Source organism: Lachnoclostridium sp. An76 (assembly GCF_002161355.1).
GTDB lineage: Bacteria > Bacillota > Clostridia > Lachnospirales > Lachnospiraceae > Mediterraneibacter > Mediterraneibacter caccavium.
The window spans coordinates 411402-431124 of record NZ_NFHL01000001.1 but is presented as its reverse complement, the minus strand read 5'-3'; the positions used below and the strand labels follow the sequence as shown (position 1 = coordinate 431124).

Annotated in this window: 19 protein-coding genes; 15 read left to right on the top strand and 4 right to left on the bottom strand. The window is 52.8% G+C overall.

Features of this window, described 5'->3' with window-relative positions; genetic code table 11:
- Positions 1–47: 47 nt before the first annotated feature.
- Positions 48–482, bottom strand: coding sequence for a hypothetical protein (locus tag B5G27_RS01985; protein WP_087177305.1), 435 nt, complete (start codon positions 480–482; stop codon positions 48–50).
- A gap of 219 nt (positions 483–701) precedes the next feature.
- Between B5G27_RS01985 and pth the strand changes: the two genes are divergently transcribed.
- The 4 genes from pth (at position 702) to B5G27_RS01965 (ending at position 7290) form a co-directional block, all read left to right on the top strand.
- On the top strand, positions 702–1277 hold the full coding sequence (gene pth / locus B5G27_RS01980) for an aminoacyl-tRNA hydrolase (RefSeq protein ID WP_087177304.1): 576 nt from the start codon (positions 702–704) through the stop codon (positions 1275–1277).
- 17 nt (positions 1278–1294) lie between these two features.
- Positions 1295–4645 (top strand): transcription-repair coupling factor, encoded by a 3351-nt coding sequence (gene mfd, locus B5G27_RS01975; protein WP_087177303.1) that lies wholly within the window; start codon positions 1295–1297, stop codon positions 4643–4645.
- Positions 4646–4845: 200 nt separating this feature from the next.
- Positions 4846–6006, top strand: a complete 1161-nt coding sequence (locus B5G27_RS01970) for a peptidyl-prolyl cis-trans isomerase (RefSeq protein WP_087177302.1) — start codon at positions 4846–4848, stop codon at positions 6004–6006.
- Between the two features lie 138 nt (positions 6007–6144).
- Positions 6145–7290, top strand: a complete 1146-nt coding sequence (locus tag B5G27_RS01965; RefSeq protein ID WP_087177301.1) for a hypothetical protein — start codon at positions 6145–6147, stop codon at positions 7288–7290.
- A 79-nt stretch (positions 7291–7369) separates the two neighbouring features.
- Here B5G27_RS01965 and B5G27_RS01960 read toward each other — a convergent pair whose 3' ends face one another.
- Positions 7370–7855 (bottom strand): cytidylate kinase-like family protein, encoded by a 486-nt coding sequence (locus tag B5G27_RS01960; RefSeq protein WP_087177300.1) that lies wholly within the window; start codon positions 7853–7855, stop codon positions 7370–7372.
- A gap of 42 nt (positions 7856–7897) precedes the next feature.
- The gene (locus B5G27_RS01955; protein WP_087177299.1) at positions 7898–9100 is read right to left on the bottom strand and encodes an FprA family A-type flavoprotein; all 1203 of its coding nucleotides are present in this window, start codon (positions 9098–9100) and stop codon (positions 7898–7900) included.
- 227 nt (positions 9101–9327) lie between these two features.
- On the opposite strand from B5G27_RS01955, the gene B5G27_RS01950 reads away from it, so the two are divergent.
- The 7 genes from B5G27_RS01950 (at position 9328) to B5G27_RS01920 (ending at position 15685) form a co-directional block, all read left to right on the top strand.
- Positions 9328–9678, top strand: coding sequence for an arsenate reductase family protein (locus tag B5G27_RS01950; RefSeq protein ID WP_087177298.1), 351 nt, complete (start codon positions 9328–9330; stop codon positions 9676–9678).
- A 78-nt stretch (positions 9679–9756) separates the two neighbouring features.
- Positions 9757–11067, top strand: coding sequence for a phenylacetate--CoA ligase family protein (locus B5G27_RS01945; RefSeq protein WP_087177297.1), 1311 nt, complete (start codon positions 9757–9759; stop codon positions 11065–11067).
- A gap of 1 nt (position 11068) precedes the next feature.
- Positions 11069–12814: an indolepyruvate ferredoxin oxidoreductase subunit alpha gene (gene iorA / locus B5G27_RS01940; protein WP_087177296.1), complete on the top strand. Its 1746-nt coding sequence runs from the start codon at positions 11069–11071 to the stop codon at positions 12812–12814.
- Positions 12815–12816: 2 nt separating this feature from the next.
- Positions 12817–13392, top strand: a complete 576-nt coding sequence (locus tag B5G27_RS01935) for an indolepyruvate oxidoreductase subunit beta (RefSeq protein ID WP_087177295.1) — start codon at positions 12817–12819, stop codon at positions 13390–13392.
- A gap of 46 nt (positions 13393–13438) precedes the next feature.
- A complete protein-coding gene (locus B5G27_RS01930; RefSeq protein ID WP_087177294.1) occupies positions 13439–13858 on the top strand; it encodes an ACT domain-containing protein in 420 nt (139 codons plus the stop codon).
- A gap of 24 nt (positions 13859–13882) precedes the next feature.
- Positions 13883–15217 (top strand): phenylacetate--CoA ligase family protein, encoded by a 1335-nt coding sequence (locus B5G27_RS01925; protein ID WP_087177293.1) that lies wholly within the window; start codon positions 13883–13885, stop codon positions 15215–15217.
- A gap of 18 nt (positions 15218–15235) precedes the next feature.
- Positions 15236–15685: an amino acid-binding protein gene (locus tag B5G27_RS01920; RefSeq protein ID WP_087177292.1), complete on the top strand. Its 450-nt coding sequence runs from the start codon at positions 15236–15238 to the stop codon at positions 15683–15685.
- 218 nt (positions 15686–15903) lie between these two features.
- Here B5G27_RS01920 and B5G27_RS01915 read toward each other — a convergent pair whose 3' ends face one another.
- On the bottom strand, positions 15904–16101 hold the full coding sequence (locus tag B5G27_RS01915) for a cold-shock protein (RefSeq protein ID WP_009242211.1): 198 nt from the start codon (positions 16099–16101) through the stop codon (positions 15904–15906).
- A 207-nt stretch (positions 16102–16308) separates the two neighbouring features.
- On the opposite strand from B5G27_RS01915, the gene B5G27_RS01910 reads away from it, so the two are divergent.
- From B5G27_RS01910 to cysK, 4 genes are all read left to right on the top strand, one after another.
- Positions 16309–16737, top strand: a complete 429-nt coding sequence (locus B5G27_RS01910; protein WP_087177291.1) for an RrF2 family transcriptional regulator — start codon at positions 16309–16311, stop codon at positions 16735–16737.
- Positions 16738–16823: 86 nt separating this feature from the next.
- On the top strand, positions 16824–17264 hold the full coding sequence (locus tag B5G27_RS01905) for an RrF2 family transcriptional regulator (RefSeq protein ID WP_087177290.1): 441 nt from the start codon (positions 16824–16826) through the stop codon (positions 17262–17264).
- A 64-nt stretch (positions 17265–17328) separates the two neighbouring features.
- On the top strand, positions 17329–18612 hold the full coding sequence (locus B5G27_RS01900) for an O-acetylhomoserine aminocarboxypropyltransferase/cysteine synthase family protein (protein ID WP_087177289.1): 1284 nt from the start codon (positions 17329–17331) through the stop codon (positions 18610–18612).
- Positions 18613–18714: 102 nt separating this feature from the next.
- On the top strand, positions 18715–19641 hold the full coding sequence (gene cysK, locus B5G27_RS01895; protein ID WP_087177288.1) for a cysteine synthase A: 927 nt from the start codon (positions 18715–18717) through the stop codon (positions 19639–19641).
- Positions 19642–19723: the final 82 nt, after the last annotated feature.

Here is a 19723-nt window from a genome sequence, read left to right as displayed (position 1 = left end):
CATCCGTTTCCTTAAGATGTGCAGAGAGGACGGAGAAAGGCCGCAGTTTATTTGACTGCGGCTTTTCCTGCGGCTTCTTTTATGGCGTCCAGTATGATCTGGGATGTATAAGGCGCATCTTCAGACAGGGAGATATCGTCTAAGGATTGTGTCTCATACACCTGCTCGGCGATATCTTCTATGGCGGGCTGTATGAGCGGGAACATGGTGGTCACGGTCTCATCCAGGTTGGAGAAGCGGATGGAATTGATCCGCGTGCTGTCCACGGCCACTTCTACCTCCAGGTTTGTGTTGTTTAATGTAAGTGTGGATGTATAGATCCCCGGAGTATACTGCTTCCCCGTATCCGCGCTGCCTGCGTCTCTGTCAGGACGGAACATGATGAACAGAAGGATGATGAGCAGGATCCCAAGTGCCGCAAAGATGGCAGTGTAGATGATCTCCTTCATGTGCAGGACAACGATTTTTGTTCTGGAACTCATAGAGTTACCTCCCGGTCGATCCGGCTGCCGCTTCCGCGGCGGTCCGTTTTTTATAAGTGTATGACCGAAAAAAGGAAAATATTCATAGCCTCTGCGTGACAAACAGGGAAGGATGCTGTAAAATAGCTTGTGCGGCAGAGGCGGGCGCTGGCATAAATTCCGTATAAATGCAGAAGAGAGCCCGCAGGCTGAAAAAGACAGGAAGGAAGAATTGCAGAAATGTTTATCATAGCAGGACTGGGGAACCCTGACAGACAGTATGAGGGCACAAGGCACAATGCTGGCTTTGATGTAATAGACCGGATCGCGGAGAAATACAATATAGCAGTGGACACAAAGAAACACAGAGCCTGTATCGGGAAAGGGATCATAGGCGGACAGAAGGTGCTCCTGGCAAAACCGCAGACATATATGAATCTGAGCGGGGAGAGCATACGCAGCCTTGTGGATTATTACAAGATCGATGAGGAGAATGAGCTTCTTGTGGTCTATGACGATATCAGCCTGGATGTGGGGCAGCTCCGCATCCGCGCCAAAGGGAGCGCGGGCGGCCACAACGGGATTAAAAATATCATTGCCCATCTCGGCACCCAGGTTTTCCCGCGGATCAAAGTGGGAGTGGGAGAAAAGCCGAAAGGATACGACCTTGCAGACTATGTGCTCGGGCATTTCTCAAAGGCGGAGAGAGAGCGGATGGAGGAAGGGTATGACAATGCGGTCCGGGCGGCGGAGATGATCGTGACCGGACAGCTGAATGAAGCGATGAATGAATTTAACCGGAAAAAGAAAGAATAGAGGGAAGAGATAAAACGATGCAGGCTTTACTGGAACCGCTGGCAGAACTTGCGGATTATCAGGAACTATTACGTGACAGGAAAAAAGGAAACGGCATCATACAGGTGGCAGGGTGTACGAATACCCAGAAGACCCATCTGATGTATGCGCTTGGCGATGGCTTTGAGTACAGGGTCATCGCTTTTTCCAGTGAGGAAAAGGCGAAGAAGGCGTATGAAGAGTACAGGCTGTTTACGGATGACGTCTGCCTGTACCCTGCCAGGGACCTGCTCTTTTACTATGCGGATATCAAAGGGAAAGTGCTGACGGACCAGAGGATGCAGGTGCTCAGGGCGCTGATCGAGAAAAAAGAAGGAGAGTCTGTCACTGTGATCACGACCATGGACGCCTTTCTGGACGGCCTGCCCCATCCCGGGGAGATCCGCGGGGCGCGGATCTGCGCGGCGGGCGGGGATACGATCGACCTGACAGAGTTTGAGGCGCGGCTGGCGTCCATGGGATACGAGCGGGAGAGCCAGATCGAGGGCCCCGGACAGTTCGCCGTGAGGGGCGGGATCGTGGATGTGTTCCCTCTGACTGAGGAGCTGCCCGTGCGGATCGAGCTCTGGGGGGATGAGATCGATTCCATCCGCAGCTTTGACGTCGAGAGCCAGCGCTCAGTGGAGAATTTAAGTGAAGTTACGATCTATCCGGCGTCGGAGAACTGGGCGGACGGGCTGGAGACGGTCTCTTTCCTGGAGTATTTCCCGAAGGAGAAGAGCCTCCTTTTTCTGGATGAGCCGCAGCGCCTCCAGGAGATGGCGGAAGAAGTGGAGCAGGAGTATTTCCACAGCCGGGAGAGCCGGGCTGAGGCGGGGATGGAAGAGACGCAGGAAGAGCGGCTCAGAGTGTTCCAGACAAAGGACATCATCGGCAGGATGAATGGATACAGCGGCATCGGCACCACGACTCTGGAGTCCAGGTGCGGGATGTTCCGGGTAAGGAAGGTATACAGCATCCAGGCCAAAGGAGTGAATCCGTACAACAACAGCTTTGAACTCCTGACCCGTGACCTGAAGCGGCTGAAACGGGAAGGATACCGGGTTGTCCTTCTGTCCGCCTCCAGGACAAGGGCAAAGCGCCTGGCAGAGGATCTAAGGGATTATGACCTGAGCAGCTTTTACAGCGATGATATGGAGCGGACCGTAAAGCCGGGGGAGATCATGGTTTCCTGCGGCTATGCGGCGGAGGGGTACGAGTACCCCATGCTGAAATTTATGGTCATCTCTGAGACGGACATCTTCGGAAGGAAGAAAAAGAAAAAGCGGCGCAGGAAGTATGAGGGACAGAAGATCCAGGATTTCGCGGAGCTCAAGCCCGGCGATTATGTGGTCCATGAAAACCACGGGATCGGCGTCTACCAGGGGATCGAGAAGATCGAGGTGGATAAGGTCGTAAAGGATTATATGAAGATCTCCTATGCAGAGGGGGGCGTTCTCTACATCCCGGTGGCGCAGATGGACCTGATCCAGAAGTATGCCGGGGCGGATGCGAAAAAGCCCCGGCTCAACAAGCTGGGGACTGTCCAGTGGGGAAAGACAAAGAGCCAGGTGAAGAAGGCCGTGCAGAGCGTCGCGGAAGATCTGGTGAAGCTGTACGCGTCGCGCCAGCGCTCGGAAGGCTTTGTCTACGGGCCGGATACGGTCTGGCAGAAGGAATTCGAGGAGATGTTCCCCTTTGAGGAGACAGAAGACCAGATGCAGGCCATCGAAGATACGAAACATGACATGGAGAGCACGAAGATCATGGACCGGCTCATCTGCGGGGACGTGGGCTACGGCAAGACAGAGATTGCGATCCGGGCCGCCTTTAAGGCGGTCCAGGAGGGCAAGCAGGTGGTATACCTTGTGCCCACTACGATCCTGGCGCAGCAGCACTACAATACCTTTGTGCAGAGGCTTAAGGACTTCCCGGTCAGGATCGACCTGCTCTGCAGGTTCCGGACCGCTGCCCAGCAGAAAAAGACCGTGGAAGACCTGAAAAAAGGGATGGTGGACATTGTCATCGGCACGCACCGCGTGCTGTCAAAGGATGTGTGCTTTAAGGACCTGGGGCTTCTGATCATTGACGAGGAACAGCGCTTCGGAGTGGCTCACAAAGAGAAGATTAAGAAATTAAAGGAAAATATCGATGTGCTCACCCTGACAGCCACCCCCATCCCGAGGACGCTCCACATGAGCCTGATCGGGATCCGCGACATGAGCGTCCTGGAGGAGGCGCCCCATGACCGGATGCCCATCCAGACTTATGTCATGGAGTACAATGACGAGATGGTCCGGGAGGCAGTCACCCGGGAGCTGGCAAGAGGCGGCCAGGTGTACTATGTGTACAACCGGGTCACGGATATCGCGGATGTGGCGGTGAAGATCCAGCAGCTCGTGCCTGAGGCAAATGTGGCGTTTGCCCACGGACAGATGAAGGAGCGGGAGCTGGAGGATATCATGTATGATTTCATCAACGGCGACATCGATGTCCTTGTCTCTACCACGATCATTGAGACCGGGCTTGACATCTCCAATGCAAATACCATGATCATCCAGGACGCGGACCGGTTCGGGCTCTCCCAGCTCTATCAGCTCAGGGGGCGTGTGGGTCGGTCGAACCGGATGGCGTACGCCTTCCTTCTGTACCGCAGGGATAAGCTCTTAAAAGAAGTGGCGGAGAAGCGCCTTGCCGCGATCAGGGAATTTACCGACCTGGGATCCGGCATCAAGATCGCCATGCGGGACCTGGAGATCCGCGGCGCGGGCAACCTGCTGGGAGAAGCGCAGAGCGGGCACATGGAGGCAGTGGGGTATGACCTCTACTGCAAGATGCTCAACGAGGCAGTGGCAAAGCTCAAGGGCGGAGAAGTGGAAGAGAGCTTCAACACGTCCGTGGACCTGAACATCGATGCATATATCCCGGAATCCTATATTAAGAATGAATACCAGAAACTGGATGTCTACAAGCGGATCGCTGCCATCGAGACAGAAGAAGATATGGATGATATGATGGAAGAACTGATCGACCGCTTCGGGGATATCCCGAAGAAGGTACAGCAGCTTCTGCATATCGCGGCGCTCAAAGGACTGGCCCACTCGGCTTATGTCACCGCGGTGGAGCAGAAGGGGGAAGAATTTAAGTTCACCATGTATGAGAAGGCGAAGATCGACCCCCGGAAGATCCCTGCCCTCCTGCAGTCATACAGGAACAGCCTTGTGTTTAAGACGGAGGAACCGCCTTATTTCCTGTACAGGAAGACAGGCAGGAGCGGGAAGGAGAAAGGGGAAGATATCCTGGCGCTCCTGCGGAAGATCCTGGAGGATATCCGGTCCCTGCATACGTAGGCATCTGGTTATTGTGAACGGTAACGGTGTATGCGCAGGTTTGTAAACATTTTGTGATTCAGGCTTGTTAGTTTTATAAAAACACGATATAATGTATCAGTGTATGCGGGATAAGTACAGGTAAAAGAACGAAAGATGCCCGCCCTGACATCCCGGGATACTGCGGGAGCAGGAAACAGAGAGAAAAGAGGAGGCTGGTTATGGTACAGTTTGGGAAAAAGGCGGCGGTCCTGACAGCGGCAGGCGTGTTTGCGGCAATGTCTGTGACAGGATGCAGCGGCTCTATCGATACAGAGGCTGTTGTGGCAACAGTGGGGGATGAGGACATTACCCTTGGAGTGGCGAATTTTTATGCGAGGATGATGCAGGGACAGTACGAGACCTATTATGCAGGTATGATGGGCACGACTGCGGAGGAGATGTGGGCCCAGGACGCAGGGGATGATAAGACGTATGAGGAGTCCATGAAAGACAGCATCCTTGAGAGCCTGGAAAATATGTATATCATTTCCCAGCATGCGGCGGACTACGAGGTTACCCTGTCTGAGGATGAGCAGAAAGCGATCGAAGACGCGGCGGCAAAATTCAGTGAAGATAATACAGAGGATGCGAAAGAGATTGTTTCCGGGTACCAGAAACACATTGAGAAATTCCTTGAGCTCTCTACGATCCAGAATAAGATGGACAGTAAGATGAGAGAGGGCGTGGACGAGGAAGTGTCTGATGAAGAAGCGGCGCAGAAGAGTATGGATTATGTGTACTTCTCCTACACCTCAACAGATGATTCCGGCAATTCCACAGAACTGACGGACGAGGAGAAAGAGACGCTCAGGACATCCGCTCAGTCTCTCGTTGACAGAGTGAAGGGCGGCGAGGATATGGCAGCAGTTGCCGGGGAGCTGGGTGTGGAAGTGCAGACAGCCACATTTGATTCTGAGAGCACGACTCCGAATGAGGATCTTGTGGCAGCGGCGGACACGCTCGCAGCGGAAGGCGATGTGACGGATGTTGTGGAGACGGATTCCGGGCTCTATGTGGCGAAGCTGACCAGCCTGCTCGACCGAGAGGCCACGGATCAGGAGAAAACGAATATCATCGAGCAGAGAAAACAGGAACAGTATGATTCCCTTCTCGAAGAGTGGAGAGATGCAGCTGATATCAAAGTCAATGAAAAAGTATGGAAGAAAGTAGACTTTGATGAAACCGGAGTGACGATCATCACATCTGAGGAAGAAACGTCTGATGACGGAACGACGGATGATGGCAGCACTGCGGATGACGGATCAGCAGACGCTGCTGCTGACAGCGGGGCAGCAGATGACGCAGCCGCTGAAGACGGGAGCGGGGATGCTGCGGAATAAAGAGGTAGAATAGATGAAAGGCTTTTTGCTGATATCAGAAATCGGCAGAAAGCCTCATTTTTTATGGCAAAAAAGACGGATTAAAACAGAAAAGAGGAAGAAAACAATTTTTGGGGCAGTATGCTATAATAGACTTGGATGTTTGGATACAGAAAGGCTCTGGCTCTCTCTTGTAAACCAGGGGAAAAATCTGCACGGGCGGTCATTAAGAACAACCGGGATAACGTGTTTGCGGTCGAAGAACTTTCGATGGAGAGCGGGACGGCAGAAAAAGCCGGGAAACTGGAAGAGGAGCGGGTACTGCAATTCCATCCTTATCAGAGCAGGTATTTGTGTTTCAAACCGACAGATGAGAAAAAGACACAGGAAAAATCTGAAGAAAGGGCTGAATCCCCGGCAGGAAAGAAACGTGTAGTGATCTCTTCGGAACAACCGTTTCAGGTCAGCCTGTCAGGGAAGAATGTATTCCGGCTCGCAAAATTTGATGTTTCAAGAGACGGGGAGAACTGGTATCAGACGGAACCTATGACTCTGATCGAACAGGCAGCGGCGGTCCCGCTTCTTGAGAAAGAGGATTATAAGTACGAGAGCACTTTCGGTACACCAAAACATATCCATATGGATTTCCCGCTGTCCCTGACCTACCGCACTGCGTTTGAGGTAGAAGCTATGCCGGAACAGGTAGAACTCCTGCTGGACAGACGGGCGATAACAGGAAGCTGGGAAATGAAGATCAACGGACATAAAGTAGACAGGGAACAGTTTTACCATCGCTTTATCAATGACGAAAATAACCGCCTCGCGGACATAACTGCCTGTGTGAAACAAGGGAAAAACCTGTTGGAATTACAGGTTACGGCATATAAAGAGTCGGACGGGCTGAGAGATCCGGTGTATCTGCTGGGGGATTTCGGAGTGAGCGAAGAGCACACGCTGACCGTACGGCCTGAGGAGGCACTGTTTGACATCCATTATATAAAAGGATTTCCCTATTACAGCGGGAAAATGACTCTGAGGCAGAAGATCGTGCTCCACCCGGAGGAGCTGGCGGATGAAAGCATCCTCTCCTTTGATTTCGGCGATACATGTCCGGACTGCCTGGAAGTAAGGTTAAACGGGGAATCTCTGGGGGTACGCGCCTTTACTCCATACCAGTGGATCTGTCCGAAAGAATGTGTCAGACAGGGAGAGAATCAGATCGAGATCGTGAGGACGAATACACTGGCCAATATGCTGGACGGCACTTATTTTGACTATGAAAAACACAGGCTGGTACAGATATAGGATGGAATAAGGTATTTAAAAAGAGGGTATCATCTGATCTGATGATGCCCTCTTTCATCTCTTAATGTAAACTGAAAGGTCAGATATACTCGCACTTCTCAAAGTAATGCATCAGGATATCCGCGCAGTTCTCCACGCCCAGCTCGGAGGTGTCCATGATCATGTGGTAATCATTCACATCTCCCCATGTCTTGCCGGTATGCTCATAATAATAGGAGGCTCTCTCCTCGTCAGTTTTCTCCACTTTTTCCTTCGCCTCATCATAGGACAGGTTATCCTTGCCCATGATCCGGCGGATGCGGTCTTCTTTGTCCGCGCATACGAAGATGTTCAGTACATTCATCCTGTCCTTAAGGATATCGGAAGCGCATCTCCCGAGGATGATGCAGGGCTTCTCCGCCAGTTTGCGGATGGCTTCCGCCTCGCTTTCATACATGTGGTCGTGAAGCTGTTCCTCGATGTACGCCTTGTCGTATACAGGGATATCGAGACGCTCGGAAAGTTCTTTTGCGATGATGCTTGCTCCGGTTCCGAAACGTCTGCTCATGGTGATCACTAATTTCATAAGAACTCCTCCTTCGTAAATTACAATGTAAGATAACTGCTATTATAACACTTCTTCCGCGATTTGTCCTGCCAGAGATGTGATTTCTTCCATCTGGGGATCTTTTACAGCGGATTTGATGGTGACTGCTCCGTCCAGGAGACGCATATTCTTCATCTCGCCGATCTTGGCGGAGATCAGCTTGGTGGACTGGGGAGCCCAGGTGCCGTTCCCCAGGACTGCCACTGTGCGGTTCTGCAGCGCCAGCGCCTTCATGTCCTCCAGGTAATTGTCCATGAGCGGGTAGATGCCATTGTTGTAAGTGGGCGCCGCCAGGACGATATGGCTGTATTTGAAGCTGTCGGAGATCAGCTCGGATACATGGGTCTTGGAGATGTTGTGCATCCTGATATTTTTTACGCCTGCCTCAGCGAGGGCTGCGGCGAAGATCTCAGCCATGTTCTCTGTGTTCCCGTACATGGAAGCGTAGGCGATCATAACACCCTTCTCCTCCGGCTCATATCTGCTCCAGATATCATATTTCCCGATGATGTAGTCCAGGTCCGTGCGCCAGATCGGTCCGTGGAGCGGGCAGATGACGCTGATATCAAGCCCGGAAGCTTTTTTCAGCACGTTCTGCACCTGCATGCCGTATTTGCCGACGATATTTGTATAGTAGCGGCGAGCCTCGTCCAGCCACTCCCTGTCAAAATCAAGCTCATCGTTGAAGATATTGCCGTTCAGGGCGCCAAAGGTCCCGAAGGCGTCAGCGGAGAAGAGGACTTTGTCCGTCTCATCATAAGTCATCATCGCCTCCGGCCAGTGCACCATGGGAGCCATGACGAAGTGGAGAGTGTGCTTCCCGGAAGAGAAGGTATCCCCTTCCTTTACGGTGACTGTCCTGCCGTCCAGGTCAAAGTCAAAGAACTGGCTGATCATGGGGAAGGTCTTGGCATTCCCGATGAGCTTCATATCCGGATAGCGCAGGACCAGTTCTTCGATCATAGCGCAGTGGTCCGGCTCCATGTGGTTCACTACGAGATAATCCAGGGCGCGCCCGTCCAGTACGGCTTTTACGTTCTCAAGGAACTGGCGGCCAATGGAATAGTCCGCGGAGTCAAAGAGAACAGTCTTCTCATCAAGGAGCAGATAGGAATTGTAAGAGACTCCCTTTGTGAGAGGGAAGATGTTTTCGAAGAGCTCCAGTCTCCGGTCGCTGCCGCCGACCCAGTACAGATCCTCAGTTACTTTTCTAAAACAATGCATGATAATTCCTCCTTATGTAACGGCCGCATCCGGCGCGGCCAGACAAAATCTTAAGACGTATCTATTCTAACATAAAAGCAGAAATTCGCAATATGCCAGAGGCGCCTGAAATGTATTTATTTGAGAGCAGAGGCCAAAAAAGAGGACAAATTGAAGCTGAAGCGGCAAAGATTCTGTGGTAATATAGTGATGGATGGTTTTAGATAAGAAGAAAGGCGGAAAGAAACATGTTATTTGTATGCTACCCGAAATGCAGCACATGCATGAAAGCGAAGAAATGGCTGGAGGAGAAAGGACTGGAGTATGAGCTGCGCGATATCAAGACGGACAATCCCACAGCAGAAGAACTCAAAGAATGGCATCAGAAGAGCGGACTGCCGCTGAAGCGCTTCTTTAACACAAGCGGGAACCTGTATAAAGAGATGAAATTAAAGGACAGGCTCCCTGATATGGGAGAGGAAGAGCAGTTTGCCCTCCTTGCCTCGGACGGTATGCTCGTAAAGCGACCCATCCTTGTGGACGGAGAAAAAGTCCTGGTCGGATTCAGGGAAAAAGAATGGGAAGAAAAACTGATTTAGCACTTTAACTTGAAAAAGCAATGTGGTATACTGGTAGCAGTTCTGCCGCGAAGCGGCATATTGAAGGAGGTATACACAATGATATGGGCAAAGGAAGAGACTCTGCCGAGAGATGAGATCGAAGCCATACAGTTCGCGAAGCTGAAGGGCACGGTCCGCTATATCTATGACAGAGTAAAGCCTTACCGTGAGAAAATGGATGCGGCAGGGATAAAGCCGGAGGACATCCGCTCACTGGATGACCTTAAGAAACTGCCGTTTACATACAAGGCGGATTTCAGGGACAACTACCCGGACGGGCTGTTCGCGGTGGACAAAAAGGAAATCGTGCGCTACCATGCAAGTTCCGGCACGACAGGCAAGCCGACGGTCGTGGGGTACACGAGGAATGACCTGGATATGTGGCTGAACAATGTGGCAAGGATCGCCTGTATGGGCGGCGCGACAGCGGACGATGTGGCGCAGATCTCGTTCGGGTACGGCACATTCACAGGAGCGCTGGGGCTCCACGGGGGACTTGAGAAGATCGGGGCGTCCGTGATCCCGATGTCTTCAGGGAATACGAACAAGCAGATCATGTTCTTACAGGATATGGGAGTGACCCTTCTCGTGGCCACACCGTCCTACGCCCTGCACCTGGGCGAGGAGATCCGCAAAAGAGGCATCGACCCGGCGAAAGACTTAAAGCTCCACATCGGGCTGTTCGGCGGCGAGGGCATGACCGAGCCCATGCGTGACGAGATGCACAAGGTCTGGGGAGACCAGTTCATCTGCACCCAGAACTACGGCATGAGCGAGCTGTGCGGGCCGGGTGTGGCAGGAGAGTGTACGGAGCTGTGCGGCATGCATGTCAATGAGGACTGGTTCATCCCGGAGGTCATTGACCCGGAGACAGAAGAAGTGCTCCCGCCGGGAGAGCTGGGAGAACTGGTGGTGACCTGCCTCGGCAAGGAAGCCCTGCCCCTGGTCAGATACCGGACCGGCGACCTGACGCGGCTGATGTATGAGCCGTGCAGATGCGGACGCACCACATGCAGGATCGAGAATATCTCCGGGCGCGCGGACGACATGCTCGTGATTCGCGGCGTCAATGTATTCCCGACCCAGATCGAGGAAGTGCTCTTAAAGATCGAAGAGATCGGACCGCACTATGAGATCCTCGTGGAGAGGAAGAACAGGCTGGATGTCATGACGATCACCGTAGAGCTGATCGATGACAGGCTGCTCGACAGCTACGGAAAGCTGAGCGAGCTGGAAGCCAGGATCCAGAGAGCCCTGAAGGCACAGTTAGGGCTTGCGACCCAGATCCGCCTGGTAGCCCCGAATTCGCTGAAGCGGTTTGAGGGCAAGGCAAAGAGAGTGACAGATTTACGAAAGGATGGACTGTAAAATGGGAGAAAGAGTGATCATGCTGGGCAACGAAGCGATCGCCCGCGGAGCATACGAGGCAGGGGTAAAAGTATCCTCTGCATATCCGGGGACGCCCAGCACGGAGATTAGTGAATACCTTGTCCAGTACAGGGACGATGTATATGAGGAGTGGGCGCCGAATGAGAAAGTGGCGACTGAGGTTGCCGTAGGCGCGAGCCTTTCCGGAGTGCGCTCCATGGCGTGTATGAAGCATGTGGGGCTAAATGTGGCGGCTGACCCGCTGTATTCCGTATCCTATATGGGAGTGAACGGAGGGCTTGTCATCGTGGTGGCAGACGATCCGGGACTGTACAGCTCCCAGAACGAGCAGGATACAAGGATGGTGGCAAGGGCAGCCCAGATCCCGGTGATCGAGCCGTCGGACAGCGCGGAGGCAAAGGAGTTCTTTAAGGCTGCTTTTGAGCTGAGCGAGAAATTTGACCGTCCGTTCATCTTCCGCACGACGACGAGACTGGCGCACTCTCAGGGACTGGTGGAGCTGTGTGAACGTGTGGAGCCGGAGGATAAGCCTTATGAGAAAAATGTGACAAAGAATGTCATGATGCCGGGCAACGCGAAGATCCGCCATATCGAGATCGAGAAGCGCAACCTGGAACTGGCGGAAGCTGCCAATACGCTGCCCATCAATGTGGTGGAAATGAACGATACAAAGATCGGCGTCATCACCAGCGGTATCCCGTACCAGTATGTAAAAGAGGCGATGCCGGAAGCGTCCGTGCTGAAACTGGGCATGGTGAACCCGCTTCCGAGAAAACTGATCGAAGATTTCGCGTCAAAGGTTGACACATTATATATTGTAGAGGAACTCGATCCGGTGATCGAGGAGCAGGTGAAGTCCTGGGGCATCGAGTGTACAGGAAAGGAAATCCTCACTGTCCAGGGCGAGTACAGCGCCAACATGCTCAGAGAAGCGATCCTGAAGCAGGACCTGGGCCTCAAAGAGCCGGCAAAGGCGCCGGGAAGGCCGCCGATCCTCTGTCCGGGATGTCCGCACAGGAGCGTATTCTATGTGCTGAACAAGCTCAAAATGCACGCGGCAGGAGATATCGGCTGCTATACACTGGGCGCAGTGGCGCCGCTGAGCGTGATCGATACGACCATGTGCATGGGCTCCAGCATCTCCACCCTGCACGGGATGGAGAAGGCAAAGGGCAAAGACTACATAAAGAACTGGGTGGCAGTGATCGGGGATTCCACATTTATGCACACAGGCGTGAATTCCCTGATGAATATGGTATACAACAATGCCACGGGAACCGTTATCATCATGGATAACTCAACCACAGGAATGACCGGGCACCAGGACCACGCGGCCACAGGAAAGACGCTCCAGGGAGATCCGACCTACGCGATCAATATCCAGGCGCTCTGCCGCGCTATCGGCGTGAAGAATGTGTATGAGATCAATGCATTCGACCTGCCGCTCCTGGAGAAGACGATCAAAGAGGAAAATGAAAAGGACGAGGTGTCTGTCATCATCACAAAGACGCCCTGCGTGCTTCTTGATAAGCGCAAAAAACCGCTTTATACCGCCCATGCGGATAAATGCAAAAAGTGTGGCATGTGCATGAAGCCCGGATGTCCGGCAATGACAAAGAACCCGGACGGTACGATCCGCATCGATGATACGATGTGCACGGGCTGCGGGCTGTGTGAACAGCTCTGTAAATTTGATGCCATCGAGCTTGTAAAGGAGGGAGAATAGTCATGGCAGTAAAGAATATTATGATCGTCGGTGTGGGCGGTCAGGGAACTCTCCTCACAAGCCGTATCTTAGGAGGCCTGACGATCGCGGGAGGCTATGATGTAAAGCTGTCCGAGGTACACGGGATGGCGCAGAGGGGCGGAAGCGTTGTGACCTTTGTGCGCTACGGCGACAAGGTGGCAGAGCCCATCGTGGAAGAGGGGCAGGCTGACGTGATCATCGCGTTTGAGAGGCTGGAGGCCCTCAGGTACGCGCATTTCCTGAAAAAAGACGGGGTGCTCATCGTCAATGACTGGCGGATCGACCCCATGCCGGTCGTCATCGGCGCGGCGCAGTATCCGAAAAATATACTGGAAGATCTGGAAAAAGATCATAAAGTCTATAAGGTAAATGCCACAGAAGAGTCAAAGAAGCTGGGGAATCCCCGTGTGTTCAACCTGATCGTGCTGGGGATCGCCGCGCAGCATATGGACTTTACAAAAGAGCAGTGGTATGAGGTGATCGAAAAGACAGTGCCTCCGAAGACAGTGGAGATCAATAAAAAAGCATTTGACGTAGGTTACGGCATCGCGCAGTAACTTCGGTCAGACAGAAAACAGTTTGTGATGAAGGGCGGTGATAGTAATGATCAGGCAGATATCAGTATTTGTGGAAAATCAGCCGGGGAGCATGATGAACGTGACCTCTGTCCTCACAGAGGAGCATGTAAACATCCGCGCGATCTCAACGTTCGACACGCCGGAGTTCGGCATCATGCGCCTTGTAGTCGATGATCCTGTCCGGGCAAAGGAGAGCCTCACAAAGAGAGGATTTGTGACCAGAGTCAGCGATGTGATCGGGGCGGAACTCCAGGACGAGAAGGGCAACTTAAACCAGATGCTCAAGATCCTCGCAGACGGACAGATCAATGTGAACTATATTTATTCTTTTGTGATCCGCGAAGGGAAAGCTCCTGTCATGGTATTTCATACGGACGATTTTGAGAGAGCGGAAAATGTCCTCCGGGCTGCCGAAGTAAAGCTCGTAGAGGAAGAAGAACTATAAGGATATCAAAGGAGAAATAAGAAAATGGCGGCAGTATCATTAGAAAACTGGGTAGAGCGGATCAGGGATCCGAAGATCGAATGCATGAGCAGGGATGAGATGGCGGACCTCCAGAGCCGGCGTCTCGTGGATGTGGTAAAGAGAGTATACGACAATGTGCCATTCTACCGCAGGAAGATGCAGCAGAGAGGCGTGGAGCCGGGGGATATCCGGTCCATCGAGGATATCGGGAAACTTCCGTTTACTACAAAGGAAGACTTGAGGGATAATTATCCGTTCGGGCTTCTTGCGATCCCGAAGAAAGACGTGGTGCGTGTGCAGGGAACCTCCGGAACGACGGGAAAACTTACGATCGCACCGTACTCCCGGAAAGATGTAGATGTATGGGGAGAATGCGTGGCAAGAGGCCTGACGATGGCGGGACTTACGGAGGAAGATATCATCCATGTCTGCTACGGGTACGGACTCTTTACCGGAGGACTGGGACTTGACTACGGCGCGAAAGCGCTGGGCGCGATGGCGATCCCCATGTCAGCGGGCAACACGAAGCGCCAGATGATGTGCATGGAAGACCTGGGCGCCACTGCGTTCGCGTGCACTCCTTCTTACGCGCTGTATCTTGCGGAGTCCATCCAGGAGGCAGGGCTTGTTGACCATATGAAGTTAAAGGCAGGCATCCACGGGGCGGAGCCCTGGACAGAGGAGATGCGCAAGAAGATCGAGAGCATCCTCCACATCAACTGCTTCGATATCTACGGGCTGTGCGAGATAACCGGACCGGGCGTAGCGCAGGACTGCATCCACAAGGCAGGGCTTCATGTGCATCACGACTATTTCTATCCGGAAGTGCTCGATCCGGCGACGCATGAGCGCTGCGCGGACGGCGAGACCGGAGAACTGGTATTCACAACGCTGGCGAAGGAGGCGATGCCTCTGATCCGCTACCGCACGAAGGACCTGACCAGCATTGACCACAGTACCTGTGAGTGCGGGCGTACACTTCCGAGGATCTCCAAGTTCACCGGAAGGACAGACGACATGAAAGTCATCCGCGGCGTCAATGTATTCCCGACCCAGGTGGAGACAGCGCTCCTGTCCATGGGCGGCGTGGTAGCGCCTCACTATCTGATGATCGTTGACAGAGAGGACAATATGGACGTCCTGACCGTTATGGTGGAAGTGGATGAGAGCGTATTCTCTGACGAGATCCGTAAGCTGGACGCGCTGCGCAATAAGATCGCAGCTACACTTAAGACCGCGCTCGGCGTCTCAGTGAGAGTGAAGCTGGTAGAGCCGAAGTCGATCCAGAGAAGCGAGGGCAAGGCTGTCCGCGTGATCGACAACAGAAATCTGAAATAAGAGAGGGAGGTAGAAGTTATGGGAATCACGATCCAACAGTTATCGGTATTTTTGGAAAACCGTGAAGGAAGGCTGGACGAAGTGCTCTCTGTCCTTGCGGGGAATGACGTGAACATCGTCGCTCTCAGCCTGGCGGACACGACAGAGTACGGCATGCTCCGCATGATCGTATCCGATCCGAACAAAGGAAAAGCGGTCCTGAAAGAAAACGGCATCACAGCCATGCTCACAGATGTGGTCGCGCTCCGGGTGCCCCATGAGACAGGGTCTTTAAGCCGCGCCATGCACCAGATCGTGGAGGGCGAGGTGAACATTGAATACATGTACGCATTCGCCAACGGCGAGGATGCTTCTGCTGTCCTCAAATGCGATGACCCTGCAAGGGTAGTGGATATCCTGAGGGGAAGCGGATTTGATGTGTGGGAAGCTTCGGAGGCGTACGTGTCCAATATAAAGAACGCATTGTAGAGGACATATTGCAAAGAGCGTATCGTAAAGAACAGCGTTTTCCCTGTCAGACATCCGTAACAGGTTAGAACAATAAAAACAGAGCTGCCGTATCAGAGGTCAGGAACGATCCAAACCAATGATACGGCAGCTCTGTTTTTTAATCGCATTTCTCAGTATAGCTTTTTAATAATAAATCAAGTCTGTTTATATATTAAAAGGTACATTAAAAAATCTGATTAAAGTTTTACTACATTTGTTGCCTGCGGTCCCTTAGCGCCTTCTGTCACTTCGAATTCAACAGCCTGGCCTTCCTCCAGAGTTTTGAACCCATCCATTACGAGTCCTGAGTAGTGGACGAAGATGTCGTTTCCCTCAGAATCAGAGATGAATCCATAGCCCTTCTGGTTGTTAAACCATTTCACTGTACCTGTCATTGTGCTGCCCTCCATTTAAGAAAAATAAATAAGTTTCTGCACTGTCCCGTAAAGGAACAATACTGGCTCAGTGTAGCATGTTTACCAATAAAAGTCAACGGATTTCTATGCTGTTCCATAAAATTATACAAAAAATGGCGGGTGCTTGTATTCAGGGCATCCGTCCTTTAAAATGAGGACAGAATGCATATGAAATGAGGGATCAGTATGAAGGTATCAACAAAGGGAAGATACGCTCTGGAGATTGCCGCGGACCTTGCGATGCACTCCGACAGTGAGCACAGGGAGAGCCTGAAAAATATTGCCCGCCGCCGGGGTCTGTCCGAAAAATATCTGGAGAGGATCGTGAAAATGCTCAGCAGGGCCGGGATTATATCCTCCGCGAGAGGCGTCCGCGGCGGCTACTGTCTGGCAAAGGACGCGCGGGAGATCACCCTGCTGGAAATCCTGGAGGCATCTGAGGGGGAGCTCGCGCCTGTGCCGTGCCTGACCCGGGAGACAGACTGCGGCATAGAGTGCGGCCAATGCCCTACAAGAGAGGTGTGGGGAGAGATGTGGGAGATCATAAAAAAGACCGCGGGGGAAGTCACGGTGGCGGATCTGCAATCACAGGCTCCCTCGCAAATACAGATTTAAATTATATTGACATGGCAGGTTTTTGATGATATAACTATGCTGTAAAATACATATTAAAAGAGTAGGAATTAGGAGGGGATACGCGGATGAGGCTGTCTACAAAAGGAAGATACGGACTGCGTGCACTGGTGGACCTTGCCGCGCATGAAGAGGGAGAGGCGGTCTCCCTCGCCAGGACTGCGCAGAGGCAGAAGCTGTCCCTGAATTATCTGGAGCAGGTATTCGGGATGCTCCGCAGGGCGGGGATCGTAGCCGGAGTTAAGGGCTCTAACGGAGGGTTCAGGCTCACCCGGGATATGGATGAGATTACAGTAAAAGAAGTACTGGAAGCTCTGGAAGGAGAGTTCTCCATTGCGGAAGATGCCGGTGAGGATACACAAGACCCGGTCAGAAATGCGCTCAGAGAGCTTCTCTGGGATGAGATCGACAGGAGAGTCGATCAGTTCCTTCAGGAGAAGACCCTGGGCAGTCTGGTCAGAGAGTACCGCAGGAATCTGGAAAAAGACGCGGCAATGGACAGTATCTGAGAGGAGAGCCCTGTCAGTACATATCAAAAAGGTCGCAGAGAAGAACGGAAAGGAAGGCAACAGAATGAAAAGAGACTTAAAATTTGAAACACTGCAGCTGCATTCAGGACAGGAGACGCCGGATCCGGCGACTGATGCCAGAGCTGTGCCGATCTATCAGACAACGTCATATGTTTTTCGCGACTGTCAGCATGCGGCGGCCAGGTTCAGCCTGGAAGAATCAGGGAATATATATGGAAGGCTGACCAATCCTACCCAGGAAGTGTTTGAAAAGCGCATTGCTGCGCTTGAGGGCGGGAGCGCGGCCCTTGCGGTTGCATCCGGAGCTGCGGCGGTCACATATACCTTCCAGAATCTCGCGAAGGCGGGAGACCATATCGTTGCTTCAAAGTACATTTACGGCGGTTCCTATAATCTTCTCGAACATACGCTGAGAGATCAGGGGATCGAGACGACATTTGTAGATCCGGATGAGGAAGGGAGCTTTGAGGCGGCGATCCGGGATAATACAAAGGCGGTATTTATTGAGTCGATCGGGAACCCGAATGCAAACCTTGTGGACATCCGGAGGATTGCAGAGACTGCCCATGCCCATGGGATCGCGCTTGTTGTGGACAATACTTTTGCCACGCCGTACTTGCTCCGGCCTTTTGAACATGGGGCTGATATTGTCGTACATTCTGCCACAAAGTTTATCGGCGGGCACGGGACAGCGCTGGGCGGTGTGATCATAGAGAGCGGGACGACAGACTGGAAGGCATACGGAAGATACCCTCAGATCACAGAGCCTGATCCGAGCTACCACGGAGTATCCTTCGCAGATGCAGCCGGACCGGCGGCGTTTGTGACAAGGATCCGGGCAGTGCTTTTGAGAGATATGGGGGCTGCGGTGGCACCTCTCCATGCGTTCCTTTTCCTTCAGGGACTTGAGACTCTCTCTCTGAGAGTGGAGCGGCATATTGAAAATACGGAGAAGGTGGTGGGATTCCTGAAAGACCATCCCGGGGTGTCCGGGGTGAACCATCCGTCGCTCCCTGACAGCCCGTATCACAGCCTCTATGAGAAGTATTTCCCGAAAGGGGGAGCATCGATATTTACATTTGAGATCAACGGGAGTGAAGAGGATACAAAGCGGTTTATTGACAGGCTTGAGATCTTTTCCCTGCTGGCAAATGTGGCTGACGTGAAATCCCTGGTCATCCATCCTGCAAGCACCACTCATTCCCAGATGACGCCAGACGAGCTGGCAGCATCCGGGATCCGTCCGAATACAGTGAGAGTATCCATTGGTACGGAACACATTGACGATATCCTCTGGGACCTCGGACAGGCACTTGAAGCGGTGTGATGTACAGTGCGGCATACAGGCATGCGGATACATATGGAAACATTTCATATTTTTTGGGATTGAAGTGAAAAATAGAAAGAAAAGACAGAAAGGAAGAGTAAGATGAAAGTATACCAGAGCGTAACAGAACTGATCGGGAAGACTCCTCTCCTGGAAGTGAAAAATATTGAAAGAGAAAAAGGGCTGAAGGCAAAAGTGCTTGTCAAGCTGGAATATTTTAATCCGGCGGGAAGCGTAAAGGACCGCGCCGCCCTCAGTATGATCGAGGAGGCGGAGAGGACGGGAAGGATACAGCCGGGAGCCACGATCATTGAGCCGACCAGCGGAAACACGGGGATCGGCCTCGCCAGCGTGGCTGCATCGAGAGGGTATAAGGCGGTCTTTGTCATGCCGGAGACCATGAGTATAGAGAGAAGGAAGCTCCTGCTCGGATATGGCGCAAAGATCGTGCTCACAGAAGGCGCAAAAGGCATGAAGGGAGCCATTGAGAAGGCAGCGGAACTGGAAAAAGAGACCGAGAATGCAGTGGTGCTCGGACAGTTTGTAAATCCGGCGAATCCGGATGCGCACTACCGGACGACCGGACCTGAGATATGGGAAGATACGGAAGGGACAGTAGATATTTTTGTCGCCGGAGCAGGGACCGGCGGAACGGTGACAGGCGTGGGCCGTTATCTGAAAGAAAAGAGATCAGATGTCAGGGTCATCGCAGTGGAGCCGGCAGCCTCTCCGGTCCTCTCGGGCGGAAATCCGGGTCCCCATGGCCTGCAGGGGATCGGAGCGGGATTTGTGCCCGATATCCTGGATACAACGGTGTATGACACTGTCAGCCAGGTGACAGAAGAGGAAGCGTATGAAGCTGCAAGGCTCCTGGCATCATCGGAGGGAGTCCTTGTGGGGATCACGTCAGGCGCGGCGCTGCACACCGCAGTCCGGGAAGCAGGGAAGCCGGAAAACGAGGGGAAAACGATCGTTGCGCTCCTGCCGGATACGGGAGAGAGATATCTGTCTACCCCATTGTTTGAGTAGCGCCGGATCACCGCCCCGGTTTCCGCCAGATCCTCGTGTGCCGCCCCTGCCGGAAAACTCTGTTAAATAGTGCAACAAATTG

Excerpts from the sequence above, each read along its gene's own strand:
- B5G27_RS01985 (WP_087177305.1), bottom strand. The coding sequence starts at position 482 with ATGAGTTCCAGAACAAAAATCGTTGTCCTGCACATGAAGGAGATCATC.
- pth (WP_087177304.1), top strand. The coding sequence starts at position 702 with ATGTTTATCATAGCAGGACTGGGGAACCCTGACAGACAGTATGAGGGC.
- mfd (WP_087177303.1), top strand. The coding sequence starts at position 1,295 with ATGCAGGCTTTACTGGAACCGCTGGCAGAACTTGCGGATTATCAGGAA.
- B5G27_RS01970 (WP_087177302.1), top strand. The coding sequence starts at position 4,846 with ATGGTACAGTTTGGGAAAAAGGCGGCGGTCCTGACAGCGGCAGGCGTG.
- B5G27_RS01965 (WP_087177301.1), top strand. The coding sequence starts at position 6,145 with ATGTTTGGATACAGAAAGGCTCTGGCTCTCTCTTGTAAACCAGGGGAA.
- B5G27_RS01960 (WP_087177300.1), bottom strand. The coding sequence starts at position 7,855 with ATGAAATTAGTGATCACCATGAGCAGACGTTTCGGAACCGGAGCAAGC.
- B5G27_RS01955 (WP_087177299.1), bottom strand. The coding sequence starts at position 9,100 with ATGCATTGTTTTAGAAAAGTAACTGAGGATCTGTACTGGGTCGGCGGC.
- B5G27_RS01950 (WP_087177298.1), top strand. The coding sequence starts at position 9,328 with ATGTTATTTGTATGCTACCCGAAATGCAGCACATGCATGAAAGCGAAG.
- B5G27_RS01945 (WP_087177297.1), top strand. The coding sequence starts at position 9,757 with ATGATATGGGCAAAGGAAGAGACTCTGCCGAGAGATGAGATCGAAGCC.
- iorA (WP_087177296.1), top strand. The coding sequence starts at position 11,069 with ATGGGAGAAAGAGTGATCATGCTGGGCAACGAAGCGATCGCCCGCGGA.
- B5G27_RS01935 (WP_087177295.1), top strand. The coding sequence starts at position 12,817 with ATGGCAGTAAAGAATATTATGATCGTCGGTGTGGGCGGTCAGGGAACT.
- B5G27_RS01930 (WP_087177294.1), top strand. The coding sequence starts at position 13,439 with ATGATCAGGCAGATATCAGTATTTGTGGAAAATCAGCCGGGGAGCATG.
- B5G27_RS01925 (WP_087177293.1), top strand. The coding sequence starts at position 13,883 with ATGGCGGCAGTATCATTAGAAAACTGGGTAGAGCGGATCAGGGATCCG.
- B5G27_RS01920 (WP_087177292.1), top strand. The coding sequence starts at position 15,236 with ATGGGAATCACGATCCAACAGTTATCGGTATTTTTGGAAAACCGTGAA.
- B5G27_RS01915 (WP_009242211.1), bottom strand. The coding sequence starts at position 16,101 with ATGACAGGTACAGTGAAATGGTTTAACAACCAGAAGGGCTATGGATTC.
- B5G27_RS01910 (WP_087177291.1), top strand. The coding sequence starts at position 16,309 with ATGAAGGTATCAACAAAGGGAAGATACGCTCTGGAGATTGCCGCGGAC.
- B5G27_RS01905 (WP_087177290.1), top strand. The coding sequence starts at position 16,824 with ATGAGGCTGTCTACAAAAGGAAGATACGGACTGCGTGCACTGGTGGAC.
- B5G27_RS01900 (WP_087177289.1), top strand. The coding sequence starts at position 17,329 with ATGAAAAGAGACTTAAAATTTGAAACACTGCAGCTGCATTCAGGACAG.
- cysK (WP_087177288.1), top strand. The coding sequence starts at position 18,715 with ATGAAAGTATACCAGAGCGTAACAGAACTGATCGGGAAGACTCCTCTC.